Below are 26,197 nucleotides of genomic sequence, written 5' to 3' on the forward strand. Positions count from 1 at the left end.
CTGACAATCTCTCACTTAGCCAAATAATTTACTGTTTTTGAGTAATTGCCTTTGAATAAATTTTTTTGCCATATTCCCAATATTTTAGTTAAGCGGTTGTATAAACCCTCTAAAAACACTATCTTTGCGGTGTTTTTTTGAATATGTACCCAATTTTAACAATTTACTGCATTACGATTATGGCCGTAGTTGAAGAAAAAACCCGATATTCGGAGGAAGAGTTAAGGGAGTTTGAGGTAATCATTACCAACAAATTGGAAGCAACCAGAAATGAGCTGAACTTTATTAAGGAAACGCTAAGTCGTAAAAATGACAATGGGACTGATTACACATCAAGCAGCACAAAGTTATTGGAAGATGGTGCAGATGTAATTGAAAAAGAACAATTGAGTCAATCGGCTGGACGTTTACAAAAGTTTGCCCAGCAACTGGAAGCTGCGTTAATACGCATAAAGAATGGTACTTATGGTGTTTGCAAAGATACAGGCAAACTAATACCTAAAGAGCGCTTAAGAGCCGTACCACACACGCAGCAAACGATTGAGGCGAAGCTAAGAGCATCAAATTGATTTTTTGAACATAGTATTCATATAAAAGTCCTTAAAAATTGGTAAACGGTGCCAAAAAACCATTTTAACCTGTTTTTTAAGGTTTGTAGACTCTTTGTCTATACAAAAAGCCTCTCTGTCGGAGGCTTTTTGTATTTTTAGGCAAAAACTTGTTTTATTGCTTAACAAACTACACCCAATCAATGCGAAACCTACTACTCTTATTCTTCATCACCTTACAATTTTATACTTTCGGTCAAGTTGCCGATAGCTACTATTTACCTCAGAATGTGAGCTATGACCCGAAAATACCTACACCCAAGCAGTTTTTGGGCTATCAGGTGGGTGAGCAACATGTAACCCCCTACGAGCAATATGCCTACATGAGAGAATTGGCTCGCCTTTCTGACCGATTCAAAGTAGAAGTATATGGCAAAACCTTTGAGAACCGTGAGCTTTTATTGCTGACAGTAACTTCGCCTAAAAATCATGGGCAAATAGAGCAGATAAAAGCAGAACACCAGAAACTGGTTAATCCTTCGCAATCGGGCAGTTTAGATTTAAAGAAAATGCCGATTGTGGTATGGTTGGGTTATTCAGTGCATGGCAATGAGCCCAGCGGAACTAACTCTAACCTGATGTCGGCCTATTATCTGGCAGCGGCACAAGGCGCAGGTATCGACTCATTGTTGAATGAAGCTGTTATCTTGATTGACCCTTGTATCAATGCAGATGGTGGAAACCGTTTTGCAACATGGGTAAATATCAACCGCAGTACAAATCTGGTAAGCGATGTTAACAGCCGTGAATTTAGTGAAACATGGCCGGGTGGGCGTACCAATCACTATTGGTTTGACTTGAACCGTGACTGGCTCTATCAGCAAATGCCTGAAAGCAAAGGTCGATTGGTAAAATTTTATGAGTGGAGACCTAATATATTGACCGACCACCACGAAATGGGTAGCGGCTCTACATTCTTCTTCCAACCTGGTATTCCGGCACGTACGCACCCGCTTACCCCTAAAAGCAATATTGAGTTAACAGCCAAAATAGGTAAATATCACGCAGCAGGGCTTGATAAGATTAATTCGGCTTATTATACCCAAGAAAACTATGATGATTTTTATTATGGCAAAGGTTCTACCCTGCCCGATGTAAATGGTTCTATCGGTATTTTGTTTGAGCAGGCCTCGTCTCGTGGGCATTTACAAGAAACGCAGAATGGATTGCTTAGCTTCCCTTTTACTATCCGTAATCAGGTATCGGCCACCATGTCAACACTTAAAGCTGCTCGTGAAATGCGTGTTGAATTGCTGGAGCACATGCGTAGCTTTTACAAAGAAAGCAATACTGACGGCGTAAAAGCTTATGTTTTTGGTAATAGTAAAGATGCAGCCAAAACCTGGGAAATGGTAAATATGCTGAAACGCAACCAGATTGATGTATATAAGTTGAACAAAGATGAAACTATAGATGGTGTATCTTTTAATAAAACTACTTCTTATGCCGTACCAACTAATCAACCTCAACATAGGCTTATTAAGTCGATGTTTGAGAAACGTACGAAATTTGAAGACAGTCTTTTTTATGATATTTCGGCGTGGTCTTTACAATACTGCATGAACATACCAACGGCCGAAGCCAAAGCATCGGTTTCTTTGGGCGAAAAAGTGGGCGTAAATACGTTTCCTAAAGGAAAAGTGGTTGGTAACAGTACTTATGCTTATTTCTTCGAATGGAATAGCTATTTTGCCCCAAGAGCCGCTTACGAATTGCTGCAAAAAGGCTATACACTAAAAGTTGCTGTTGAGCCACTAACCGCTATTGTTGCGGGCAAAGAGCAGAAGTTTGACTACGGTACAATACAAATTGTTTGCAATGGCAACGACCCACGCGAGTTCTTACAGACACTTGCCGAACGAGACGGTGTTGATTTTTATGCTACTTCTACCGGACTAACGCCACTGGGTATCGATTTAGGAAGTGAGAAGTTCCGTAAGTTAAAACAGCCTAATATCTTGATGATAGGTGGGCCGGGTGTAAGTGCCAACGATGCAGGCGAAGTATGGCATTTGCTCGACCAACGCATTAATATTCCTTTAACAATTGCTGATATTGAGACCGTTAATCGGGTTAATCTTGATAAATACACACACATTGTGCTTTCGGGTGGGAGATACAATAATTTGTCAGACGAAAAAATAAAGCGATTTGTACAAAGTGGTGGCGTATTAGTAGCCTTGACAGACGGTGCTGAGTGGGTGGCGAACAAGAAGTTAGCTTCAGTAACTATAAAACCTCGCCCTAATAATAATGGCAACGAAAAAAGACCGTATGCCTTACAAGAAAAATACAGTGGTGCAATGGAAACAGCAGGGACTATCTTTGAAGCTAAAATAGACCCTACTCACCCTATTGCTTTTGGTTACCAACAAGAAAAAATAGCTTTGTTTAAAGATAACAACATCTTCTTTGAAGACACCAAGAACCCTTATAATACACCGCTTATTTTCACGAGCAATCCGCTGATTGCAGGTTATGTTCACCCGAAAAACGAGGCTTTAATCAAAAACTCGCCTGCGGTTATTACTCAAAACTTAGGTGCTGGAAAAATAATTCTGATGTCTGAAAACCCAAATTTCAGAGCGTTCTGGTATGGTACAAATAAACTATTTCTGAATGCGCTATTCTTTGGCCATACAATTGGCGGAGGAAGATTTGGCGGTGAAGAAGAATAACTGATAGCTATCTATAATAATAAAGCCTTTCTGTTGAGTCAGAAAGGCTTTATTGTTTCTATTTAATTACTGCTGGCTCAGTTAATGTAATTGTGCCCTTTTCGGCATCAATTGTGGCTTCTGCACCAACCGGAACGGTAAACTTATCTTTGATATGTCCAATCATGGAGCCCGAAAAGGCCGGAATTTTGAGAGGCTTAATGTGGTCTTCAAAAATATCTTCCATCGTCAAAGAGCCATAGCCACCTTTTGATGGTGGGCAGTCGGTACATTTACCAAACACAAAGCCAGCCAGTTGGTCGAGTATGCCTGCAATTTTTAGCTGAGTAATCATTCGGTCCATGCGGTACACATCTTCGCCCACATCTTCTAGAAACAAAATACTTCCTTTAAAATCAGGCACATAAGGCGAGCCTAAAATATGGCTTAGTACCGTTAGGTTGCCGCCAATCAATCGGCCCGTGGCTTTACCTGTATTAATTGTATATATTCTGTCTTCCGTTTGCACCAAATTATCACCCTTTTTCACAGGATTCACCATTTGCACGGCATTGCCTTCTATAAGCATATTCTTAAAATTCTCGACCGAGAAATTATTCCATGAAGAGCCACCAACAGGGCCATGAAACGTAACGAGGCCTGTTTTGGCATAAATACCCAACAACAAGGCTGTAATATCGCTATAGCCAATGAATACCTTCGGATTCCGCTCAATAATTTTATAGTCTAGCAATGGCAATATGCGGGCGCAGCCCCAGCCGCCATGCATAGCCATAATGCCATTTACGTTTTTATCGGCAAACATTTTATTAATATCAGCGGCTCTATCTTTATCTGTTCCTGCCAGATAGCCATAGCGGTCGAACATGTGCTCGCCTTTTTTCACTTTAAATCCTAAAACCTCAAGGCTCTCAACGGCTATCTGCACATCTTCTTTTATAAAGGCTGAGTAAGCAGGGCAAACCAGCCCGATAGTATCGCCTTTTTTCAAAGCGGCAGGTTTTATGGCTTTAGGATTTGTATCTTGAAACGTAAAATTCATATTAGCCAAGCCTAAGCTTGCCAATAAAGAAGTACCAATAAAATGTCGACGGTCAGGCATTTGTTTAGATGAAGTATGGGTTGGTAAAACAATTTATATATGCAAAGTAAACAAAAAAAGGGAGTTAATGCATGTATCATTAACTCCCCGTAGGTATTTTGTTTTACTGTTTATGCAGTAACTGTTTCTTTCATTAACAATACCAGGTCTTTATCGTTTACTTCTTTGATTCTATCGGCCAAATCAAGGAAACGGCTATAGATGTGATCTAACTCGGCCTTTTCGAACTTATAACCCAATTTTTCGAGGCGGTGCTTTAGGGCATGGCGGCCACTTCTGGCTGTCAACACTATTAAAGATTTATCTACACCAACTTCTTGCGGGCTTATAATCTCATAGTTTTCGGTATGTTTCAAGAAACCATCCTGATGAATACCCGACGAGTGCGCAAATGCATTGCTACCGACAATAGCTTTATTTGCTTGCACAGGCATTCTCATGGTTGATGAAACCAGATTACTTATAGGTGCCAACATTGTGCTTTCGATATTGGTATGATACCCTAGTGTTTTATGCACTTTCAGAATCATAGCAATCTCTTCCAAAGAGGTATTTCCTGCACGCTCACCGATACCATTGATAGTTACCTCTACTTGTCTTGCTCCGGCCTGAATACCCGCAATGGTATTGGCAGTAGCTAAACCCAAATCGTTATGATTGTGCATCGAGATAATGGCTTTATCGATATTAGGCACATTATTCATGATGTAAGAGATACGCTCAAACATTTCGTTAGGCAAAACGTATCCTGTTGTATCTGGCAGGTTTACAACAGTTGCACCTGCTTTAATTACGGCATCGGTAAGCCTTGCTAAAAATTCAAGGTCGGCTCTACCCGAGTCTTCGGCGTAGAACTCAACGTCTTCTACATATTTTTTAGCGTGTTTTACTGCGGCAACACCCTGCTCAATAATTTGGTCACGAGTGCTATTAAATTTATGTTTAATGTGGATATCTGACGCTCCGATTCCTGTATGAATACGAGGACGCTTAGCAAATTTCAGTGCTTCTGCGGCAGCGTCAATATCACCTTTTACGGCTCTTGACAATGCACATACAGTTGGCTCTGTTACGGCTTTTGATACTTCAACAACTGACCTGAAATCACCCGGGCTTGAAATAGGGAACCCTGCTTCAATAATATCGACACCGAGTTTTTCGAGTTCTTTGGCTATCATTACCTTTTCATCGGTTGTTAACTGACAACCGGGAACTTGTTCTCCATCTCGTAAGGTGGTGTCGAAAACATAAATCTTTTGGCTCATCGCTCAATGAGGTGTTTAGTTATTTTTTACTACTTCTTATTACTCGCAAAAAAGCCCTTTCTTACTCAGTGCAAGAAAGGGCTTTTGATATATACAAAGTCTCCGTTTCTCACACTGTAAAGTCGAGTAGAAGGAGAAGTGAAATTGCGATTACTGTTTGTTTCAATTATTTTTGAATTTTCCAAGGACACAAATTTAGTATAATATTTTTTTAAGCCAAAAACTTATATACATTTTTTTCAAACGCAAAGTACTTGCTAAAAACGTTTTAAAAACTATACTGTTTTATTACTCAATTAATACTAGCAAGCAAAAACTAAAGGCTATTGTAATTATTTAATACAACAAAAAACGTTTCTTCATTATAATTTAATAAACCTTTAAATATCTGACTATAAATAGGTTAAGACCCCTCTTTTTTTTCTTTTATTAAAGTAAATTATAGAATTCAAAATACTTTATTCGGTAATTCTCATAAATAGTTATTATTTTTGCGATATTCTCAATGTGAAGAAATATTTTATTTTAAATATGCATAGAAAAACCAAAATTGTAGCTACAGTAGGCCCATCTTCTGAAAGTGAAGAAATGTTATTGGAACTAGCCCAAGCTGGCGTAAATGTTTTCCGTTTAAATTTTTCACATGGAACACACGAAGACCACCAGATGCGTATCAACCGCATTCGTAAAATAAATGCAGAGCATGGTTTTCAATGTGCCATTTTACAAGACTTGCAAGGGCCAAAAATCAGAATTGGTTTGATGGAAAAAGGTAATGAGGGGGTTGAGATTTTTGCAGGTGATAAACTGACATTTACAAATGAGGATATAGTAGGCAATGCCCAACGTGTAAGTACACCCTATAAAGGTATGTACCAGGACGTGAAACTGGGCGAAAGAATTCTGATGGACGATGGTAAACTGGAAGTAAAAGTAATAGGTGTTGATGGCATGGACGTAATTACGGAAGTAGTTTACGGCGGCCTGTTGAAACAAAAGAAAGGTGTAAACCTACCTAATACCAATATTTCTCAACCATCGGTTACAGACAAAGACTGGGCAGACTTAAAATTTGGCTTAGCTAACGATGTTGATTGGATAGCTCTATCTTTTGTAAGAACTGCAGAAGAAATAAAGGAGATTCAGCAATATATTAAAGACCAAGGCAGAGAAGCTAAAGTTGTTGCCAAAATCGAAAAGCCAGAGGCTGTTGCAAATATGGTGTCGATTGTGGAAGCAACTGACGCCATTATGGTAGCACGCGGCGACTTGGGTGTTGAGATTCCATCAGAAGATGTGCCGATGATTCAGAAACGCCTTGTTGAGGTATCTAACCTAGCCGCTAAGCCTGTTATTGTAGCTACACAAATGCTTGAAAGCATGATTGATAGCCCACGCCCAACACGTGCAGAGGTTGGCGACGTAGCGAATGCTGTATTAGATGGTGCTGATGCCGTAATGCTAAGTGCCGAAAGTGCTTCGGGTAAATATCCGATATTGGCAGTGCAGACGATGGTTAACACTATTCTGAAAGTAGAGCAAGAGGCTGATGAGAAAAAACTTTATTATCGCCATCATACACGTGTAACCGAAAGCGATTATAAATCAGACGAAAAAGAAAACGATAACGTAGTAATGACTGCGTGTAGATTAGCCCGTGACTTAAGAGTAAAAGCTATTATTGGCATTACTACTTCGGGTTATACTGCTGTTCGTTTATCGCATCACCGTCCAAAAGCTAATACCTTTATTTTTACAGGTAACGAAAAGCTTCTTACGCAATTAAGCCTTTATGCTGGTATTACTGCCTTTAGATATAACGACCTGAAAGACAGAACTGTTGAGCAGGTAGTTGATGAAACCTGTAATGTATTGGTAGAAAAAGGTGAACTAGAAAAAGGTGATTTGTTTATTAATACCTTAAGTATGCCTTTACAGGAAAACAACCGTACGAATACTGTAAAGCTAAGCAGAGTAGAATAATACTAATCTGAATCAATATAAAAAGGGCTCATCTTAACCGATGGGCTTTTTTATTGCTTTTTGCGCTGTTAAAAATTTAGTGTTAGCTGCCTACCTATCATTTCGTCTTCAAAGGCAAGGTTCGATAGAGAAACACCCATTAAACGCACACCCTTGGGCATTGGCAGCAATGCGTGTAGCATTTCATAAGAGATTTTTGCTAGCAATTGAGCTTCAAGAATAGGCAATTGGGAAGTTCGGCTGCGGGTAATGCTTTCGAAGTCGGCGAATTTAATTTTTAGCGTAATGGTTTTGCCATAGGCTTTTACTCTTGCCATGCGTTTCCAAAGCTGTTCAAGTATATCGTCTATTTCTCGGTAAAGGTCGTCAGGCTCCGTAAAATCCCTATCAAAGGTATTCTCTACGCCTATCGATTTTCTGATGCTATCAGGGTTTACCTGTCGGTTATCTATTCCTTGTGCTATATCGTAATAATATCGGCCAACTTTCCCAAAATGATTTACCATGAAATCTATGTTTTTGGCTTTCAAATCTTTTCCTGTAAAAATGCCCATTTTATGCATACGTTCGGCAGTTACCCTACCAATGCCATGAAATTTACTGATTTCGAGTTCTTCCACAAATTGCTCAGCTTGCGAGGGTTTTATTACAAATAGGCCATCTGGTTTTCGGTAGTCTGAGGCTATTTTAGCCAGAAACTTATTTACCGACACTCCAGCCGAAGCCGTTAAGCCAGTTTTTTCTTTAATTCGTGCCTTTATCTCCTGTGCAATCTGGGTAGCCGTTTCAACGCCTTTCAGATTTTCGGTTACGTCAAGATAAGCTTCGTCTAAAGACAGAGGTTCAACCAGTGGCGTATATTCCAGAAATATTTCTCTGATTTCGTGCGACACTTGTCTGTAAACCTCAAAACGAGGTTTTACAAAAATTAATTGCGGACACTTTTGTTTAGCAATACGTGACGATATAGCCGAACGAACCCCAAACTTACGAGCCTCGTAACTGGCGGCAGCCACTACCCCCCGTTCGCTGCTTCCGCCTACGGCAATGGGTTTGCCTCGCAATTCGGCAAAATCCCGCTGCTCTACTGAGGCGTAGAAAGCGTCCATGTCGATATGTATAATTTTGCGATTCAATTAATGGCTGTGGATTTGGGGAGATTACCGAAAAATAATATTCTGCTGTATTTATTACATTCTTACAAAAGTTTAATGCTTATTTGCATAACTCAAAGAGAAAAGACTGCTGGGCTTTATTCTTCTAAAATTGGCACTTATATTGTAAATTTCAAACATATTTATTCATGAAAAAAGTTTTACTATCTATTGTAATAATAGGTATATCACTCTGTCAAATTAGCTGTGGTACAACTGTTCCTCTTTTATCAAACCGAAAACCTTATGAAGTCGATACGGCTTTTGTTCTTCATTTGCCTAGTCAAATTGCGTCCATCGCAAAAGGCAACAAACAAGAGATTAACGAGCTCTATTCCGATTCTACATTTAACATAAGAAACAAAGTTTTTAATGACCACCTTCTGAAATATATAACTCCGGTACCTCTTGAATTTGAAGACTCATATGAACAAAATTCTATGATTAGGAGCTTTTTGGAAATAATAAGTACTGTAGAAGATACAAAGTCCATTAAAGATATAACCCTGTATGATACTATGGTGAGGTTTTTAGAGCGTAAAAATATTAAGTACATGATTCTTACCTTTCATGCGGGTTTTACAAGAGAACAGGGTAATTATCTCGGACAATTAGCAGTAGGAGCCGGCATTAGATTTCTTACTCCAAGTTTTATTGTTCCTATGCCTGTTAAGGCTAGATCTACTATGGTTTGCTGTATTCTGGACACAGAAAACAGAAACATTGCATTTTATAGAAAACGGACAGCCGAAGTTGAACCGATTAGTGAAAAAGTAATCAACCGCCAGTTAAAACTTATTATGGATAGCTGGCTTACTGCAAGCCGTTAAGCGTTTTATATTTATATTGAATCTTCAATAAAGGCTATAGATTTTCCTATGACCTATTTTTGTATACAAAGTAGCTGCATTTTTATGCCCCCATTTTGATTTTAACCTTAGTTTTCAGACCTTTGCGTTTTATTCTGTATATAATCGAACCATATCCGAGGTCTGTTGCCTGTTATAGACTTTGGCCCATACCATATCCAAAAAAGAAAGTAATGAAACTAAGCGTTGTTATCCCTGCTTATAACGAACAAGAGAGTATTCCTGAAACACTTCGTACTTTATACGCTACTTTAAAAAAATACGATATTCCGCACGAAATATGGGTAACTAACGATAACTCAAAAGACCAGACACTCAATGTTTTATATGAACTTTCGAGGGAGATTCCGACCTTAGTTTTTGAAACCAACAAAGGGCCAAATGGTTTTGGTTATGCAGTGCGTTATGGCTTAGAGCGTTTTTCAGGAGATTGTGTAGCAGTTTTTATGGCTGATATGTCTGACGATCCGGAAGATTTAGTAAAATACTACCAAACCATGCTAAGCCAGAATGTTGATGCCGTGTATGGTAGCCGTTGGGTAAAGGGTGGAAAAGTTATTGATTATCCGCCATTGAAGAAGTTTATTAACCGTATTGCCAATTTCATTATTAAAAGCATGATGGGTATTAAATACAACGATACCACCAATGCTTTTAAACTATATAAAAGAGAAACCATTGAGGGCATTAAGCCGTTTTTATCTCCGCACTTCAACCTGACAGTTGAACTTCCGCTAAAGGCTATTGTAAGAGGCTACACCTTTGCAGTTGTACCTAATAGCTGGACAAACCGCAAATACGGTGAGTCTAAACTGAAGATTAAAGAAATGGGGAGCCGCTACTTCTTTATTCTGATGTACTGCTGGATAGAGAAACACTTCTCTCGTGGAGATTATAAGAAGAAATAAACAATAAGGGCTGTTAGCGAAAACTAACAGCCCTTATTGTTAACTATTTTATGTCAGTTTTTATCTGAACTTTGTACTTTCGAAGCGCTCTTCTGAGGTACACCCGGTTGGGTAATCTCAAAGCCTTCTTTGGCTTTAGTGTCTGCTACAATTTTGCGTACATCGGCCAATAATTTTTTGGCATCATATACAATCCCGTCTTTTACGGTATACTTTACCCCTCCTACTCTTACTACCTCGTTTTTATCGTTTACTTTGATAGCCCCAGTACCATATAAGGTTTTCAGATTAGCAAGCGGATTCTCTTCTGTAATTACAAAATCTGCGAGTTTGCCCACTTCTACTGACCCTATCTGGTCGGCCATGCCTAAAGCTTCTGCTCCTTTCAATGTGGCAGCTCTGATAACTTCGAGCGGATGGAATCCTGCTTCACGCAACAATTCTAACTCTCTGATATAAGCAAAGCCATATAACTGATAAATAAATCCTGAATCGGAGCCTGTTGTTACTCTACCGCCACGGTTTTTGTATTCGTTCACAAAGCGCATCCAGATACGATAGTTCTCTTTCCAGGCCACTTCCTGCTCTGTTCCCCAGTCAAGCCAATACGAACCGTGCGAAATGCGGCTAGGGCCATAAAAACGCCATACCGAAGGCAAAGTATATTCATCATGCCATTCTGCTCGGCGGGCTAGCATTAGTTCACGGTTAGCTTCGTAGATATTAAAAGTTGGGTCTAGCGTGAAATCAAGCTTCAACAATTCGTCCATTACCTGATACCATTTGGCCGAGCCAGGTTCTGCCCCTTGTTTCCAGAGTTTCCCTGCCTCTTCAAAGCGGTGTTGCTCGTTGTTATAATTATAATCAGGCGGATAATTTTGCAGCGTTCTTTCATCAAAAAGGGCTTCTGGCAAGCCATACCAGTGTTCCATCGTTGTTAGACCCGCTTTGGCCGTAGCCAGCACATTCATTCGGCCTACTTCTAATTGTGCATGGTGACACGCCGAACGCAAACCTATTTTTTTGTTTTCTTCAAGTGCTGCACGAAAAACATCGGGCGATGCACCAAAGAACTTAATTCCGTCAGCTCCCTTGGCAGCGTTACTACGCACCCATTGGCGAGCTTCTTCAGGTGTGTTGATAGGTTTATCTGAACCCATACCAAAAGCTGTATAAGCCTTAATGCGTGGAGCTGTTATCTCATTGTTTTCACTTTTCTTCTTTTGGTCAAGGGTCCAGTCTAAGCCATTCCCGGCTGATGGGTCACGGATAGTAGTAATACCATGCCCTAACCACAATTTAAAGACGTATTCAGCCGGAGTGCCCTGTGCTTTGCCTCCAATATGCCCGTGCATATCTACAAAACCCGGCATTAGGTACATGCCTGTACAATCAAGTTCTTTATCTCCCTGGTTTAGTTTTGGTCGTCTGTTTTCTTCAATTGGTACACCGGGATACCCCACTTGGCGAATCTGGGCTATTTTGTTTTTTTCTACCACAATATCAACCGGGCCAACAGGTGGTGCTCCTGTGCTGTTGATGAGAGTAACGCCTCTGATGATTAAACGATTGGCGGATTCGCCTTCGGTTCTTGGTGGTGCTTTTTCTATTTGAGCCACTAAAGTAGTGGTAACAAAGCTAAGAAGAAGTGTAATTTTTTTATACATAGTATGTTTAGCGTTTTTAACAAAAATAGGTAGGTTTTGATACAATTCTATTGCAATCTGAAAAATAATACGATTAAAGACCACTTGTATTCGAAAAATACAATATTATTTCGGCTTTTATGTTGAGTTTCTTTAAATTGCAACATTTCTTCATGGCCTGAACGCTTAGAAGAAAAGAATTTCTGTCATTAAAATCTATGGAAATAATAGGCTTTGCCCTAGCTTTTCTAATTGGAATTACGCTAGGATTGATTGGTGCCGGAGGGTCTATTCTGACCGTAACTGTGCTTGTGTATGTAATGGGCATAAGCCCTACCAGTGCCACTACGTACTCGCTTTTTATTGTAGGTATAGGCTCATTGGTGGGTGCTATTGATTATTTAAGAAAGGGCCTGATAGATGTGCGGAAAGGATTGTTTTTTTCTTTTCCGGCCTTTATTATGGTATTTATTATGCGCAAATTTGTGATGCAGCAAATACCCGAAATAATCTATCAGTCAGAAACCTTTACTTTTACCAAAAACCTGATGGTAATGCTGCTTTTTGGTATTCTGATGATAGGGGCATCATACTCAATCATTAAAAGCCGAAAAGAAGCTAATGCGCTGATTAAGCCAAAGGTTAGTTATTGGATAATATTCTTGGAGGGTATTCTGGTAGGCGCTTTAACTGGATTTGTAGGAGCCGGAGGCGGCTTTATGATTATTCCGGCATTGGTTATTTTTGCGCAATTACCCATGAAAGAGGCAGTAGGAACATCGCTACTAATTATTACTATCAACTCTCTTTTCGGCGCCATTGGCGATTTTTCGGCAGGTGTTGTCTTAGATTGGAGCTTTCTATTGAAATTTCTTGCCTACACGGTTAGTGGGGTATTAGTGGGCGGATATTTATCTAAAAGAATAGATGGAGAGAAACTAAAACCCGCTTTTGGTTGGTTTATCTTGGTAATGGGCTGTTGGATTATTATAAAAGAAACACTATTAAAGTAAAATACAATGAACAAGTTAGAAGCCACATTAAAGATGAAGTGCCCTCGCTGTCATGAGGGTGAGGTTTTTGAAGAATCAAACCCGTACAACTTGAAAAAAATGACGGCTATGCACAAGCATTGCCCTAAATGCGGCTTGAAGTACGAAAAAGAAATTGGTTTCTTCTATGGTGCTATGTATGTAAGCTATATGTTTAACATTGCACTTTTTGTAGTTGCTACGGTTGCATATTACGTATATTTCGAAGAGCGTGTAGACTGGTTATGGTATATTCTGGCTTATCTGGCGCTTACTTTTCTATTGTTTCCGCTTATTTACCGATTATCGCGCTCTATCTGGTTACAGGCTTTTAATAAATATGAGCCAGATAAAGCTGCATCATGATGTAATATTAAGTTTTTGCAATCAAAAGTAATCTACAAGTTACTAGAGCATTGATAATCAACCTATAAAAACAGGTTTTCAATACTCAAAAACCCCTCTGTTATTTAAAATAATTCTAAATAGTTATTGCAGATTAAAATTTCGTATTTAGTTTTGCATTTATTTAGAATTAGTCCAAAAACGAATAACGCATGCGCAACCTTTATGTTTTTTCTTTCTTACTACTCTTATCTATCAATTCATTTGCACAAAGCAGTAAATTAATCGGCCAGGTCGTTAGTGCCAATGGTCAAGAAGTAAGCTTTGCCAGTATAGCTGTAAAAAAAACTAAACTAGGCGTTGTTGCCGATGAAAAAGGAAAATTTACTTTAAATAATATTTCTCCTGGCAAACATACATTATTAGTTACAATGGTTGGTTACGAATCTACTACCAAAGAAGTAGAAGTTTCGGGATCAACAACCACCGAAATCAAAATTCAATTAAAAGAAACAGACAATACACTGCAAGAAGTAAATGTGGTTGGTAACATTGGTATTACTAAAGTAAAACCGCAGACAATTCAATACGCAAGTAAAGATTTGATTTCGCAGAACGGTGGCACAGCAGGCGATATTTTGAAAGCAATGCCAAGTGTAGCTATGGGTGGTAGCCCAAATCATAATAGAGATATAAGATTCAGAGGCTTAGGCAACGGGTACACACAAGTTCTCATTAACGGCCAACCTACCGGAGTAAGTGGCAACAATAGAGAAACTGTATTAGACTTGATTCCGGCCAATCAGATAGAACGTATTGAGATATTAGCCAACCCAACTGCCGATGTTGTATCGTCTGGTGTAAACGGTGTTGTGAATATAATACTAAAAAAAGGAGTACCTTCTACAAAACTATATGACGCAATAGGGAAAGCTAACTTTACGGCCGACCACCTTGGTGGCTATAATGGAGGAGTTGCGCTTAATGGAAGAGCCAAAAACCTTACAATTGGTGGAAGTTTTGACAGACTCTACAGGATTGTTGAAAACAATAGCAATGGTGAGATTTTTAAATTCAATAGCGCAGGCGAGCGAACAGAAAACCAGTTTCAGGATAAAAAAGAATCTAAAAACTTTACAAACAATACAGCCAACGGATTTTTAGGATATAATACAAAAGGCTGGGACTTTTATACTGAATACCTATTTGGAGACCAAACAGAAGACAAACAAAAAACTGAAACTACTACTGTATTTGATGCTGCAAATAAATTTAAAAGCGGTAAACACGTGGTAGCACCAGAGTCTAAACATGTGTACTTCCACAATCCTTCAGCTAGACTTACAAAGAATCTGGGTAAACATGAATTTCAACTAAGCTATAATTATAATCGCTCAGGTGAAGACAAAACCCAAAATCAAAAAGAATATGGCGCTTTAGAAACCAATGAGCCTGTGCTTAATAAAGTCCCTAAGATGCAACGGGTAGATGATCGTATAACGCTAAATACACATTTACCAAGTTTTTACTGGTCGTCTACTGTACTTAAAAACTCAGTTGTAAAAGTTGGTTATCAAGGTTTTTATACGTCTCGTAATATTGTACGTAATACCGAGGCCTATGATGAAAAAACAAATGCATGGAACCCTAAAGATGAAAACAAAAATAACTTTGAAGCAAACGAATCGGTGAATGCCTATTTTGCTACATTTCAGTGGAACACAGAAAAATTAAAGACAAATTTTGGGTACCGCCATGAGATTGCTGATATAAAAACCAAAGCGAGCTCACAAAACGACTATAGCAAAGGGCATTATTCAACAGGGTTGCCATCGGTGCATTTGCAGTATTTTCTTACTTCAAAAACTTATCTGGCCTCTTCGGTAGGTCGTAGAATCCGCCGTCCGGGTTTCAATGATCTAAATCCATTTGTTGAAATTAAAAGCAGTACCGAGCAAAAAATAGGAAATCCGGACTTAAGACCAGAACGTGCATGGGCCTATGAACTAGGAGTATTTACACAAGTGAATGCATTCAATATCGGAGCCAATTTGTTTATGCGTGATATACGTGACTTAATTCAAAAAAATATCACTGACGAAAATGGTGTGTTTGTTGAAAAGCTCATTAATATTCACGGGGCCAGAACCAGTGGTGTAGAATTAGTTTCAGCTGCTAAACTGGGCAGTTGGTTTAATATCAATGGTAACTATTCGAAATTCTGGTCGAAAATCAGTTCTAAAGACATTAACAATGGCGACCAATTAAAAGACCAATTTTCGTGGACAGCCAAAGTTCTTGCCGATTTCAGTTTACCGCATAAAATCAATGCACAGATTATAAGCAACTGGGTAGGGCCAAAAAATACGATTCAAGAAGGCGAAGGAAAGGTACACTTTGTAGATATTGGTATCCAGAAAACATTGGGCAAAGGCAATGCCCTGTTTTTACGTGCCACTGATATTTTTGATACGCTCAAAAAACACAAGTATACCAACACAGCATCTCAAGTATCGAGCACTTATGAGCAAACACAAGGCAGAATTTTCAGCGTAGGTGCGTCGGTAAACTTCTGATTATCTTAATAACATATTCTTAGAATCCTATTATCAGAAACGGGTTAAGTCTGAATTTTACCTAAACCATTTCTAAATTCCATAAATTAACTATGAAAAACGTATTATTAACTCTGATTGGGTTATTGTTTATAACTAAAGTATTGGCACATCGCACAGCCGTAGATATAATGGATACCGAGGCGGCTAAAGTAATGGCCTTAATAAAAATTGGTGGTGAAACGGGCAAATACATTAATCTTCAGGAAGGGCTGAAGCTCTTGGAAGAAGCTGCAGTTTCGGCAAAAAAAATCAAAAACAAGCATTATAGAGAAGTAGCGCAAGCCAGCCTAGCAGTTGAATATGCTGCTCTTGATAAAGTAGATGAAGCTTTAAAGATTACTTTAAGCCTTAAAGACGAACATCTGTACAGTACAAACCTGGGCAAAATTGCATCAAAACTAACACAGTCTAATCCGAAAGAGGCTGATAGGCTTCTGTTATTAGCTATCGATAAAATAATGAGCAATAAGCACAAGAACGAAATTCCACCTGTATTTGCCGAGTTATCGGGTAAGTATGTGAAACTAAAAAATCTAGAAAAGGCGAATGAATTACTCAATAAAGCACTTAAACGTGTGGAATTATTAAACAAAATTCCTTTAATAGAAAAACTTCAGATTTATGCCGAAATAGGTGCAAACCTAATTGCAGCAAACAGAAAAGAAGAGGCGTTTGCTTTGTTCAAAAAAAGTCATCAACTATCTTCTAAACTCGAAAACCCTTTCGAAAAAGCTGCAATTTTGGTTATGATTGGTGGAGAATTAGCTGAAAAAGGAGAGCCAACCTACGCCCTTGAAATCTTGCAAGAGGCATATACTACTGCTAAAGAGATTAAGTTTATAAAGCAAAAAAATGATGTAATAAGCGAGATTGCTCGCAATTTCAGCCAAGCCAAAGATTACGAAAGGGCTTCTGCTATTGCACTTGAAATTTCTGACAGCTATTATGTAGTAGAGGGGCTGATACGTACAGCAAAGAATCAGATAAAAGTGAAACAATACAATGCCGCATTTGATTTACTGCAAATATGCATTAATAAAACCAATGAAATTACAGATAAGCAACGTAAGGCCCTGGTAATTGCAAAAATAGCAGCCGAACTTGCTACTATCGACAAGCAAGTACAATCAGCCCAACTGCTTAAAGACGCCTACAAAGTTTTAGGTTAAACAATCATCTATCAACATTGTATTAAAAAAACCAGAATTATTCTATGGCAAAGAAAAACAATAGTATAAAATATTGGCTGGGGCAAGCCCATCTTTGGGGCGGTTTAGTGAGCGGCATTGTCGTATTTATTGTATCTATTACCGGCTGTTTGTTTGTTTTTGAAGAAGAAATCAGAAACCTTACACAGCAACACTACCGATTTGTGGAGCCACAAAAAACAACAAGAGTAAAAATAGCAACTATTAAGGAGGTTGTTGAGAAAGAGTTTCCGGGCAAACAAATAGAACAGATAAGGGTATTTGCCGATGCTTCTCGCTCAACAATTGTAAAGCTTATTGATGCAAAGGCTAAACCACAAAAAGGCGATAAAGAAAAAGAATATAAAAAAGAGGCTTATGCTTTTAATCCTTACACAGGGGCTTTGCTGGGAAGATATAACCTGGAGCATGATTTTATGCACATAGTTGAAGATATGCATAAGTCTTTGCTACTTGGTGAAGTAGGCAAATGGATTATTAAAGTAAACATTGTGGTATTTTTTGTGATGCTTCTCTCTGGTCTATACTTATGGTGGCCAAGGAAGAAAAATCAACGAAAATTTGCCTTTACTATCAACGTTAAAAGTAAATTCCAGGTACTCAACTACAGCTTTCATAATGTGCTGGGCTTTTATTTCCTGTTACCTTTATTACTCATTACCCTTACCGGTATCTGGTGGGCCATTAAACCCGTTCAAAAACTGACTTATACCGCTTTAGGAGAAAAACTCAAAGAAGAAAAAAAGCTAAGTTCTACTTATCAGGAAGGTAAAATATTCAGCTCTGATATGGCATTTGCAAAAGTCTCGGAGCAATATGGCGGCTGGCAGGAAGCACATATTAATGTAGCTAAAAATAAAAAAGAACCTGTAAAAGTAAACTTGAAATACCCATATCAGATTTATAAGAAAAGTAATGTTTTTGAGTTTGACCAATACTCTGGCGAAATTCTGAAAGCTGAACTTTATAATGATTATAAAATTGCCGATAAAATAAAGCATTCAAACAGAGATTTACATACCGGGCAAAACTTTGGTATTCTGGGTAAACTTCTGGCTTTCTTTTCAAGTCTTTTTTCTGCTACGTTGCCAATAACAGGTTTTCTTATCTGGTATCAGCGTAAATACAAAAAAGCTCCAAAAAAAGCTTTAATACCTCGAAAAGCCGCAATAAGTATTGCAAGGGTAAATCAGGTACTGCAATAAAATGTAATAAATAGGCAGGTTTTTGCCTGCCTAGAACCATAAATTAATCAATGCCGATTTGCCGATATAAGGGGTTGCTCGTGCCGAATCGCTCAATATAATAGTTGAGCCGTCGGCACCTAAATCCCATAGCTTTCCTTGCAGAAAAACATTGATTCCTTTATTTACACCTGCTTCTTGCTTGGCCCGTGTACCCATAGCATATTTTACCCAAGCTTCGCCTAACGAGATTTTGCCAACATCGGCCTTGGCATCTTCTGGCGTTTCTGCGCCCGAATAACCACTCCAGGGCTTTTGCCAGTAGCCAATGCCAGTAGAATACGAGGGAGTTATCACAAAATCAACACCTTTGTTTTTCAAAACTTTATAGGCATCAGAAAACCATGCATCGGCGCAAATCAGTACGCCCATTCTGCCAACAGAAGTTTCAAAAACAGGAATATCGGCTGGTTTTATCGGGCAAATAAACCCTAGTTCGTCGGCTGTTGGGAATGCTTTCTTAATCAGACTAGGGTTTATCTGACCATTTGGCTCAAAAACTACCGACGTATTGTACAATTGTCCTTTTCCTGTTTTCAATACGCCATTCTCAACACTTGGCTCGGGCAATAAAACAGAACCTGCTACAATTGTTACCTGATATTCTTTTGCCAAGCCCGAAAAAACCTGTTGATAGGCTTTTGCAATAGCAGGGGCTTTCATGGCAAAAACACTGTATTTTACTATATCTTTCACTTCGTCTGGGGCGCTTACATAGGTTTTCAGAAACTTACCTGCATTTCGTAGCACCATTGTTTGTAAACCCTCTTCTATTTTCGGCGTATTATAGATACTTTCTTTTTCGTGTAGCGTTACCAACCACGTACCCAGATATTCGGGGAATACAACGATTGTTTTGTTCGGAATCAGCCAGTTCTTCTTCTTGGTTTCTTCCAGATAGAAGCGCATTTTTTTAGCAAAATTATCTTCCGAAGCATAGTCAATTGGTTCCATAAATGCTTGTATACCTATCACATTGCCCTTATCTGTAGAATCTCCATAGGCTTCGGTTATATCTACTCTAAAGGTTTGAGGTGCATCAGAACCAATGCCAATATTAGACCACAAAAAATAAATAGTGATACACAAAAATACAATTGTAGCTAAGGCTATAGATATTTTTTTGGCAGTTTTCATCGTTTAGTAATGCGTAGGGGTAAAACAGAAGAATATTTGAAAGCAATTTCTAAAAAATATTAGGCTAAATCCTATAGATTTTTCGTAATTTTGTGTAAAATTTCTTAATCATTCAAATTCAAATCAATCCTACGGATTCTTCTCTAGGATTCTAGCTTATGAAATTCGGCGTAGTAGTTTTTCCTGGTTCTAACTGTGAAGACGATACAGTTTTTACACTCCGACACAATCTCGGACAAGAAATAGTTAAAATTTGGCACAAAGACCACGACCTGCAAGGTTGTGATTTTATCATATTACCGGGTGGATTCTCTTACGGAGATTACCTGCGTTCGGGAGCTATTGCCCGTTTTTCTCCTGTAATGAATGAAGTTATAGCCCATGCCAACAAAGGCGGGTATGTAATGGGTATATGTAATGGTTTCCAGATTCTGGCAGAAGCCGGATTGGTACCGGGTGTTTTATTAAAAAACATTGAGCGTAAATATATCTGCCGCAATGTTTACTTAAAACCACAAAGTAGCTCGGCATTGCTTACTGCAGGTTTAGACCAAAGAGCCTACAAAATACCGATTGCGCATGGCGATGGTCGTTATTTTGCCGATGAAGATACTTTGAAACAAATCAACGATAATAATCAGGTTTTGTTCCGCTATTGCGACGAAGCCGGCAATATTGTTGCTGAGGCTAACCCAAATGGTAGTATCGAAAACATTGCTGGTGTAACCAATGCCGGAAAAAATGTATTCGGTATGATGCCTCACCCTGAGCGTGCATCTGACGAAGCATTGGGCAATATTGATGGACGATTTATCTTAGAACAAGTTACACAAGTTTTAGCGTAAGTATGAAGCCATACATTGTCGGAATTACGGGCGGGAGTGCGTCAGGAAAAACATACTTTTTGCATCAGCTATTAAGTTCTTTTTCTGCTGACGAAACCTGCCTTATTTCTCAAGATAACTATTACCGTCCGAGGGCATTAGTGCCTAAAGACACTAATAATATTGAGAACTACGATTTACCGGAAGCCATAGATTTTGAACTATATGCCCGGCATGTAGAAGATTTAAAAAACGGAAAAGTTGTAGAGCAGAAAGAATATACATTCAATAATCCGAGCGTTGTTCCGAAGATTCTTACGTTTAACCCTGCTCCTATTATAGTGGTTGAAGGTATTTTTGTTTTCCATTCGCCAGAGGTCTCTCGTTTGCTTGATTTAAAAGTATTTATTGATGCCCGTGAACACGTGAAAATTAAACGCCGCATTATAAGAGACGGAAACGAAAGAGGATACGACCTCACCGATGTGTTGTATCGTTGGGAAAACCACGTGGCACCAACCTACGAAAAATTCATTGAGCCTACAAAATATGATGCCGACATCATCATTAACAATAATACTCACTTTGAAAAGGGCCTCGAGATACTCACAGCCTTCTTAAAAGCCAAATTATAAGCCACTTAGCCCTCTAATAAGAGGGCTTTTTTGTGTATTTCAGCCCCGTAATTTCTACTAAAACAGGCACGTTTTTTGCTATATTTTAAGTAAATGCTATTGAAAGAATTCGATACTATAAACTTATGAAACGTTTTGCCTTTATCTTATCTGTAAGCCTTGTGGGCTTTATAGCTTCTTGTACGCACGTAAGCGACGACGACATTGACCCCGATGCAGTATCTAAACTAGCTAAATGTCCGCTCCGAAGTATTTCTTCGCCCACTGGTGCTCCGTTTTATTCTTTTGAATATACCCTAAAACGCATCAAGAGAATTGTTACGCACGAGTCAGGTGAAGTTGCCACTACCTTTAATTATGATTCGAAAGACAGAATTGAAGAAATGCTAATTAAAGTAGCCGACAATTCAGTAGAATACACTGTACTTTTTGACTATAACAACTCTGGCCAAATTAATAAATCAAGGACTTTTATACGGGATTTTCAATTTATGACTAATGAGTTTACTTACAGCGGTGACCATATCAGCAATGTAAGTACACAATTTGATATTTTTGGCAGCACCGTAAAAGGTAAAACAAGAGTAGAATATCAAGGCGACAATGTATCAAAAGTATTTACACAGATAGATGGTTTTCCAGAATTACTTACATTTGAAGGCATAAGTTATGATAATAAACCTCAGTTTCTGCCCACAGGTTACCGCACAATGGCTTTAGGTTTTATAGGCATTGCTAATAATTTCTTTGCTGCTTTTGGCAAAAATAACCCTACACAAGTAAAGGTTTATGACGATAACGGTAAACTGTTTGAAACCACCCAGACAAGTTATGAGTACGATAAAAATGGTATTGTAACAAGTGCCGAACAAACCCTTACCAATGCCGATAATGTAGCAACAGTTCGTAAGATTATATTCGAATTTGTGTGTCTGTAAGCCCTTTTCTTTTATTTCTGCTAATTAAGGTTTGAAAAGTGTATATACTGGCGGATATTTGCACCATAAATATTTGTCAGCGACTATTGCTTGGCGTATAACAAGCGCTCAGAAGCAATAAAATACTATCATTTATCTTAATTACACTCATGCAAAATATAATTTTCTGGTTCAGAAACGACTTACGACTACACGATAATGAAGCTTTTGTAGAAGCATCAAAGGCAGGAAATGTAATTCCGGTTTATGTGTTTGATGTCCGTTATTTTGAAAAAAACTTCCTGGGCTTTAAAAGAACAGGAGCTTTCAGAACAAAGTTCTTATTAGAGGCTGTTGAAGACCTTAGAAAAAATCTACAAGCAAAAGGCTCTGATTTAATTGTGAGAGTTGGCCGTGCAGAAGAAATAATAGCCCAGATAGCCGAAGATTTGGAAGCCACTGCCGTTTATGCCAGCAAAGAAGTAACACAAGACGAAACAACCATTGAGGCCTCACTCTCTAAGAAGTTAAAACCCCTGAATATAGAAATTGAACTTATCTGGACAGCCACGCTTTTCCATGCCCGTGACCTGACTTTTCAGATTAATTTCTTACCTAGTGTTTTTACTGATTTCCGTAAAAAAATTGAGTTGGCTACCAAAGTTCGTAAAACCATTGATACGCCCGGACAATTAAATAAAGTAGAAAACATTGAAGCAGGTAATATTCCTACTTTTCAGGTTTTAGGATTTGATACCGAACCTGTTATTGATGAGCGTACTGCATTTAACTATAAAGGGGGCGAAACAACAGGGCTCGCAAGATTACAAGAGTACTTGTGGGATAAAAACCTGCTTAAGACCTACAAAGAAACCCGAAACGGAATGATTGGTGCCGACTATTCGTCTAAGCTATCGCCCTGGCTGAGTTTCGGCTGTATTTCGCCTCGTAAAGTATATGAAGAAGTAAAAAGATACGAAACTGAGGTAGTAGCCAATGAGTCGACCTACTGGCTTATTTTTGAACTTATATGGCGTGATTTCTTCTATTTTACTGCGCTCAAGTTTGGTACACGTATGTTTAAAGCCAGCGGTATTAAAAATGACCTCCTGCGGCAGTGGAGTCGTCAACGAGCTGTTTTTGACACTTGGGTAAAAGGCGAAACAGGCATACCTTTTATTGATGCCAATATGCGTGAAATTCAATTGACGGGTTATATGTCGAACCGAGGCAGACAAAACGTGGCTAGTTATCTGGCTAAAGAGTTGGGTATAGACTGGACCTGGGGCGCAGCCTACTTTGAAAGCGCATTGATTGATTACGACGTTTGTATTAACTGGGGCAACTGGAATTATGTGGCCGGTGTCGGCAACGACCCCCAAGCCAACCGTACATTTATAATTGAGCAACAAGCTAACTTATATGACCCAGAGCAGGCCTATGTAAAATTGTGGCTAGGCGAAAATACCCATTCATAGCGATTTTTGCCCACTTATAACTATGTACTTCTTGCATATTATTTTCTAATTATTACATTTGAATAAAAATTATTGGTTTAAACACAAAACTCTGTTAAAAATGAAAAAAAGCACCTTGATTATAATTGGTATTGCATTAATTTTCTGTGTATATGGTTGTTCTTCTTACAATGGTTTGGTTGGTAAAGACCAGGATGTAAAAGGGAAATGGGCAAATGTACAGACACAATATCAACGTCGTTCAGACCTTATTCCAAACTTAGTAAATACAGTAAAAGGTGCAGCCGATTTTGAAAAAAGCACATTGACCCAAGTAATTGAAGCCCGTGCAAAAGCTACATCTATGCAAATTAGCCCCGATAACCTTACCCCTGAAAACATTCAGAAGTTTCAGGCTGCTCAAGACCAGTTAAGTGGTGCTTTGAGCCGTTTATTGGTATCAGTAGAGCAATATCCGCAATTAAAAGCTAATCAGAACTTCCTTGAGTTGCAATCTCAGCTAGAAGGCACCGAAAACCGTATCGGCGTAGCTCGTAACGATTTTAATGCTTCGGTTCAGACCTATAACTCGTCTGCATTAAGCTTTCCGACGGTGATATTTGCGAAAATATTCGGATTCAACGAGAAAGGGTTCTTCCAGGCTTCAGATGCTGCACAGTCAGCACCAACGGTTAAGTTTTAATCTCGCAAGCATATTATATGCACTTACAGGGCTTTATAATCCTGTAAGTGCTATTTATTTTTCAGAAAATCTTATCTCTTACAATCATGTTTCTGACAGAGACCGCTAAAGAAAGGATAGTAAAGGCTATTAAAGATGCAGAACTCAATACTTCAGGAGAAATAAAGGTTCATGTAGAAGACATCTGCCCTACCGACGATGCAGTTGCCCGTGCCAAACAGGTGTTTCAGTACCTATGCCTTGATAGAACAGCCCAACGCAATGGCGTGTTGTTTTATCTGGCTTACGAGAGCCATAAATTTGCTATACTAGGCGATATGGGTATCGATAAAGTTGTACCTATCAATTTCTGGGAAGGAATCAGAGACAGTATGAGACAGTATTTTTTGCAGGAAGACTTTGCAGGAGGCTTGCAAATGGGTATTCGTGAAGCAGGCAACCAGCTAAAGAAATTTTTTCCGTATCATCAGGACGACATCAATGAGATTTCTGATGATATTTCAACAGACCCTATACCTTAGCCGTAATGTTAAAAAAACTTTTCATATTACTACTCTTAGTCAGAGGCGTTGTCTTTGCACAGGATATTCCCGAAAAACCGAATCCTGCCCGCTTTGTCAACGACTTTGTAGGTGGCCTTTTGAGCCAGAGCGAAACAAATCAACTGGAAACGAAGCTCAAGGCTTATTATGACACTACCTCTACGCAAATTGCTATTGTTATTGTTAAAAGCGTTCAGCCTTACGATATCAGCGAGTATGCCTTTAAACTAGGGCGAGCATGGGGCGTAGGCGAAAAAGGCAAAAACAACGGTGTTATCATACTGTGGGCACCCGGCGACAGAAAGGTGTTTATTGCCACCGGATATGGCATGGAGGGTGCTCTTACTGATGCATACAGCAAGCGTATCATAGAACAAGACATAAAGCCGAATTTTAAAGAACTACGGTATTACGAAGGACTGAATGCGGCTGTAGATAAAATTATTAATTATGCCAAAGGCGAGTACCAAGCAGATGCTGACGACGAAGACGGTGGCGGCTGGTTTTTTATCGTGCTTGTTATCATCATCATCTTTATAGTTCTTGCTTTTTTAGGCAGAGGTAAAGGTGGCAATAATAGCAATCGTGGCGGTGGAGGCTGGATTCCTTACACTACTTACACAGGCTGGGGAAGTTCTTCTGGTGGCTGGTCGAGTGGTGGTGGCGGAGGAGGCGGTGGAGGCTTCGATTTTGGCGGAGGAGATTTTGGTGGCGGTGGCGCCGGAGGGGACTATTAGTCCCCTTTTATTTTGCCTTCAACACTAAAGGGCTTCTTCTCGCCTATAAATAATTGCTGATAACCCTCTATTTTATAATTCTTCAATTTATTATCCGCAAAGTCTGCACTAAGTTTTTTATCTGATTCATACAGATAATTATTGGTATTCATGCTGGCCTCTATATGCTTTGGCAAATCGTTGGCATCAAATTCTATTGTTAGCTGCTTTACAGGCATTTTCTCGCCCTCTTTTAGCTGATAAGTAAGCTTTTTATCTTTTGTGTCAACTAGGTAGGCCGATTGATACGATTGCTTGTTGAGGTCGGCTTGCAGAAACAGCTCCAGTTCTTTGTTCCAGTCAATATCTTTGGTCTCGATACGCTCATTTTTATCTTTAACAGCTAGTGTTTTTTCAACCATAGGCTTTTTGGCCGACAACTCGGTAATTTGCTGATTCAGCAGTCCGGCAAGGTCATAATAAGTTTTTGAGTGTATTTTGTTTTCGCTATTGGTACAGGCAGCTAAAAAAATGAACAGAATTAGTAATATGCGCATCTGGATTAGAAAAGAGATAAAGTTTTGTGTATAACGCAATTTGTGGGTGT

Annotated in this window: 23 protein-coding genes; 17 read left to right on the plus strand and 6 right to left on the minus strand. The window is 39.0% G+C overall.

Annotation, left to right across the window (positions count from 1 at the left end; translation table 11 throughout):
* Positions 1-179 precede the first annotated feature (179 nt).
* Positions 180-569 (plus strand): TraR/DksA family transcriptional regulator, encoded by a 390-nt coding sequence (locus WAE64_RS01950; RefSeq protein ID WP_340233904.1) that lies wholly within the window; start codon positions 180-182, stop codon positions 567-569.
* A 182-nt stretch (positions 570-751) separates the two neighbouring features.
* A complete protein-coding gene (locus WAE64_RS01955; protein WP_340233906.1) occupies positions 752-3,286 on the plus strand; it encodes a M14 family zinc carboxypeptidase in 2,535 nt (844 codons plus the stop codon).
* 58 nt (positions 3,287-3,344) lie between these two features.
* Here the strand turns inward: WAE64_RS01955 and WAE64_RS01960 are convergent, their stop codons facing one another.
* Positions 3,345-4,388: a S66 peptidase family protein gene (locus WAE64_RS01960; RefSeq protein ID WP_340233908.1), complete on the minus strand. Its 1,044-nt coding sequence runs from the start codon at positions 4,386-4,388 to the stop codon at positions 3,345-3,347.
* Positions 4,389-4,498: 110 nt separating this feature from the next.
* Positions 4,499-5,653: a 2-isopropylmalate synthase gene (locus tag WAE64_RS01965; protein ID WP_340233910.1), complete on the minus strand. Its 1,155-nt coding sequence runs from the start codon at positions 5,651-5,653 to the stop codon at positions 4,499-4,501.
* A 531-nt stretch (positions 5,654-6,184) separates the two neighbouring features.
* Here WAE64_RS01965 and pyk point away from each other — a divergent pair.
* A complete protein-coding gene (pyk, locus tag WAE64_RS01970) occupies positions 6,185-7,636 on the plus strand; it encodes a pyruvate kinase (RefSeq protein WP_340233914.1) in 1,452 nt (483 codons plus the stop codon).
* 68 nt (positions 7,637-7,704) lie between these two features.
* Here pyk and dinB read toward each other — a convergent pair whose 3' ends face one another.
* On the minus strand, positions 7,705-8,772 hold the full coding sequence (gene dinB / locus WAE64_RS01975) for a DNA polymerase IV (RefSeq protein WP_340233917.1): 1,068 nt from the start codon (positions 8,770-8,772) through the stop codon (positions 7,705-7,707).
* A 167-nt stretch (positions 8,773-8,939) separates the two neighbouring features.
* Here dinB and WAE64_RS01980 point away from each other — a divergent pair, with 167 nt between their 5' ends.
* Together WAE64_RS01980 and WAE64_RS01985 are read left to right on the plus strand one after the other, a co-directional pair.
* On the plus strand, positions 8,940-9,620 hold the full coding sequence (locus WAE64_RS01980; protein WP_340233919.1) for a hypothetical protein: 681 nt from the start codon (positions 8,940-8,942) through the stop codon (positions 9,618-9,620).
* A gap of 212 nt (positions 9,621-9,832) precedes the next feature.
* Positions 9,833-10,567, plus strand: coding sequence for a glycosyltransferase family 2 protein (locus WAE64_RS01985; RefSeq protein WP_340233922.1), 735 nt, complete (start codon positions 9,833-9,835; stop codon positions 10,565-10,567).
* Between the two features lie 53 nt (positions 10,568-10,620).
* Here the strand turns inward: WAE64_RS01985 and WAE64_RS01990 are convergent, their stop codons facing one another.
* Entirely contained in the window at positions 10,621-12,234 is a 1,614-nt protein-coding gene (locus WAE64_RS01990) for an amidohydrolase family protein (RefSeq protein WP_340233924.1), read from the minus strand.
* Positions 12,235-12,431: 197 nt separating this feature from the next.
* Here WAE64_RS01990 and WAE64_RS01995 point away from each other — a divergent pair, with 197 nt between their 5' ends.
* The 5 genes from WAE64_RS01995 (at position 12,432) to WAE64_RS02015 (ending at position 18,620) form a co-directional block, all read left to right on the plus strand.
* Positions 12,432-13,226, plus strand: a complete 795-nt coding sequence (locus WAE64_RS01995; protein ID WP_340233926.1) for a sulfite exporter TauE/SafE family protein — start codon at positions 12,432-12,434, stop codon at positions 13,224-13,226.
* 6 nt (positions 13,227-13,232) lie between these two features.
* Positions 13,233-13,610 carry a DUF983 domain-containing protein gene (locus WAE64_RS02000; protein ID WP_340233928.1) on the plus strand — a complete coding sequence of 126 codons (378 nt, stop codon included), beginning with the start codon at positions 13,233-13,235 and terminating at the stop codon, positions 13,608-13,610.
* 191 nt (positions 13,611-13,801) lie between these two features.
* Positions 13,802-16,165, plus strand: coding sequence for a TonB-dependent receptor (locus WAE64_RS02005; RefSeq protein WP_340233931.1), 2,364 nt, complete (start codon positions 13,802-13,804; stop codon positions 16,163-16,165).
* A gap of 92 nt (positions 16,166-16,257) precedes the next feature.
* Entirely contained in the window at positions 16,258-17,376 is a 1,119-nt protein-coding gene (locus WAE64_RS02010; RefSeq protein ID WP_340233933.1) for a hypothetical protein, read from the plus strand.
* 44 nt (positions 17,377-17,420) lie between these two features.
* Positions 17,421-18,620, plus strand: a complete 1,200-nt coding sequence (locus tag WAE64_RS02015; RefSeq protein ID WP_340233935.1) for a PepSY-associated TM helix domain-containing protein — start codon at positions 17,421-17,423, stop codon at positions 18,618-18,620.
* 30 nt (positions 18,621-18,650) lie between these two features.
* Here the strand turns inward: WAE64_RS02015 and WAE64_RS02020 are convergent, their stop codons facing one another.
* On the minus strand, positions 18,651-19,796 hold the full coding sequence (locus tag WAE64_RS02020) for a nitrilase-related carbon-nitrogen hydrolase (RefSeq protein ID WP_340233938.1): 1,146 nt from the start codon (positions 19,794-19,796) through the stop codon (positions 18,651-18,653).
* A gap of 158 nt (positions 19,797-19,954) precedes the next feature.
* Between WAE64_RS02020 and purQ the strand changes: the two genes are divergently transcribed.
* The 7 genes from purQ (at position 19,955) to WAE64_RS02055 (ending at position 25,611) form a co-directional block, all read left to right on the plus strand.
* On the plus strand, positions 19,955-20,641 hold the full coding sequence (gene purQ / locus WAE64_RS02025; RefSeq protein WP_340233940.1) for a phosphoribosylformylglycinamidine synthase subunit PurQ: 687 nt from the start codon (positions 19,955-19,957) through the stop codon (positions 20,639-20,641).
* Positions 20,642-20,643: 2 nt separating this feature from the next.
* Positions 20,644-21,255: a uridine kinase gene (gene udk, locus WAE64_RS02030; RefSeq protein ID WP_340233944.1), complete on the plus strand. Its 612-nt coding sequence runs from the start codon at positions 20,644-20,646 to the stop codon at positions 21,253-21,255.
* A gap of 125 nt (positions 21,256-21,380) precedes the next feature.
* On the plus strand, positions 21,381-22,193 hold the full coding sequence (locus WAE64_RS02035) for a hypothetical protein (RefSeq protein WP_340233947.1): 813 nt from the start codon (positions 21,381-21,383) through the stop codon (positions 22,191-22,193).
* Positions 22,194-22,342: 149 nt separating this feature from the next.
* A complete protein-coding gene (locus WAE64_RS02040) occupies positions 22,343-23,650 on the plus strand; it encodes a DASH family cryptochrome (RefSeq protein WP_340233949.1) in 1,308 nt (435 codons plus the stop codon).
* Between the two features lie 100 nt (positions 23,651-23,750).
* Positions 23,751-24,332, plus strand: coding sequence for a LemA family protein (locus WAE64_RS02045; protein ID WP_340233951.1), 582 nt, complete (start codon positions 23,751-23,753; stop codon positions 24,330-24,332).
* Positions 24,333-24,418: 86 nt separating this feature from the next.
* Positions 24,419-24,853 (plus strand): TPM domain-containing protein, encoded by a 435-nt coding sequence (locus WAE64_RS02050; protein ID WP_340233954.1) that lies wholly within the window; start codon positions 24,419-24,421, stop codon positions 24,851-24,853.
* A 5-nt stretch (positions 24,854-24,858) separates the two neighbouring features.
* Positions 24,859-25,611 carry a TPM domain-containing protein gene (locus WAE64_RS02055; protein ID WP_340233956.1) on the plus strand — a complete coding sequence of 251 codons (753 nt, stop codon included), beginning with the start codon at positions 24,859-24,861 and terminating at the stop codon, positions 25,609-25,611.
* On the opposite strand, the gene WAE64_RS02060 is transcribed toward WAE64_RS02055, so the two are convergent.
* Complete coding sequence (locus WAE64_RS02060) at positions 25,608-26,147, minus strand: hypothetical protein (protein WP_340233958.1); 540 nt, start codon at positions 26,145-26,147, stop codon at positions 25,608-25,610. The two genes, WAE64_RS02055 and WAE64_RS02060, sit on opposite strands and share 4 nt — an antisense overlap.
* Positions 26,148-26,197 lie beyond the last annotated feature (50 nt).

It is taken from the genome of Emticicia soli, from assembly GCF_037860775.1.
Taxonomy (GTDB): domain Bacteria; phylum Bacteroidota; class Bacteroidia; order Cytophagales; family Spirosomataceae; genus Emticicia; species Emticicia soli.

Excerpts from the sequence above, each read along its gene's own strand:
- WAE64_RS01950 (WP_340233904.1), top strand. The coding sequence starts at position 180 with ATGGCCGTAGTTGAAGAAAAAACCCGATATTCGGAGGAAGAGTTAAGG.
- WAE64_RS01955 (WP_340233906.1), top strand. The coding sequence starts at position 752 with ATGCGAAACCTACTACTCTTATTCTTCATCACCTTACAATTTTATACT.
- WAE64_RS01960 (WP_340233908.1), bottom strand. The coding sequence starts at position 4,388 with ATGCCTGACCGTCGACATTTTATTGGTACTTCTTTATTGGCAAGCTTA.
- WAE64_RS01965 (WP_340233910.1), bottom strand. The coding sequence starts at position 5,653 with ATGAGCCAAAAGATTTATGTTTTCGACACCACCTTACGAGATGGAGAA.
- pyk (WP_340233914.1), top strand. The coding sequence starts at position 6,185 with ATGCATAGAAAAACCAAAATTGTAGCTACAGTAGGCCCATCTTCTGAA.
- WAE64_RS01980 (WP_340233919.1), top strand. The coding sequence starts at position 8,940 with ATGAAAAAAGTTTTACTATCTATTGTAATAATAGGTATATCACTCTGT.
- WAE64_RS01985 (WP_340233922.1), top strand. The coding sequence starts at position 9,833 with ATGAAACTAAGCGTTGTTATCCCTGCTTATAACGAACAAGAGAGTATT.
- WAE64_RS01990 (WP_340233924.1), bottom strand. The coding sequence starts at position 12,234 with ATGTATAAAAAAATTACACTTCTTCTTAGCTTTGTTACCACTACTTTA.
- WAE64_RS01995 (WP_340233926.1), top strand. The coding sequence starts at position 12,432 with ATGGAAATAATAGGCTTTGCCCTAGCTTTTCTAATTGGAATTACGCTA.
- WAE64_RS02000 (WP_340233928.1), top strand. The coding sequence starts at position 13,233 with ATGAACAAGTTAGAAGCCACATTAAAGATGAAGTGCCCTCGCTGTCAT.
- WAE64_RS02005 (WP_340233931.1), top strand. The coding sequence starts at position 13,802 with ATGCGCAACCTTTATGTTTTTTCTTTCTTACTACTCTTATCTATCAAT.
- WAE64_RS02010 (WP_340233933.1), top strand. The coding sequence starts at position 16,258 with ATGAAAAACGTATTATTAACTCTGATTGGGTTATTGTTTATAACTAAA.
- WAE64_RS02015 (WP_340233935.1), top strand. The coding sequence starts at position 17,421 with ATGGCAAAGAAAAACAATAGTATAAAATATTGGCTGGGGCAAGCCCAT.
- WAE64_RS02020 (WP_340233938.1), bottom strand. The coding sequence starts at position 19,796 with ATGAAAACTGCCAAAAAAATATCTATAGCCTTAGCTACAATTGTATTT.
- purQ (WP_340233940.1), top strand. The coding sequence starts at position 19,955 with ATGAAATTCGGCGTAGTAGTTTTTCCTGGTTCTAACTGTGAAGACGAT.
- udk (WP_340233944.1), top strand. The coding sequence starts at position 20,644 with ATGAAGCCATACATTGTCGGAATTACGGGCGGGAGTGCGTCAGGAAAA.
- WAE64_RS02035 (WP_340233947.1), top strand. The coding sequence starts at position 21,381 with ATGAAACGTTTTGCCTTTATCTTATCTGTAAGCCTTGTGGGCTTTATA.
- WAE64_RS02040 (WP_340233949.1), top strand. The coding sequence starts at position 22,343 with ATGCAAAATATAATTTTCTGGTTCAGAAACGACTTACGACTACACGAT.
- WAE64_RS02045 (WP_340233951.1), top strand. The coding sequence starts at position 23,751 with ATGAAAAAAAGCACCTTGATTATAATTGGTATTGCATTAATTTTCTGT.
- WAE64_RS02050 (WP_340233954.1), top strand. The coding sequence starts at position 24,419 with ATGTTTCTGACAGAGACCGCTAAAGAAAGGATAGTAAAGGCTATTAAA.
- WAE64_RS02055 (WP_340233956.1), top strand. The coding sequence starts at position 24,859 with ATGTTAAAAAAACTTTTCATATTACTACTCTTAGTCAGAGGCGTTGTC.
- WAE64_RS02060 (WP_340233958.1), bottom strand. The coding sequence starts at position 26,147 with ATGCGCATATTACTAATTCTGTTCATTTTTTTAGCTGCCTGTACCAAT.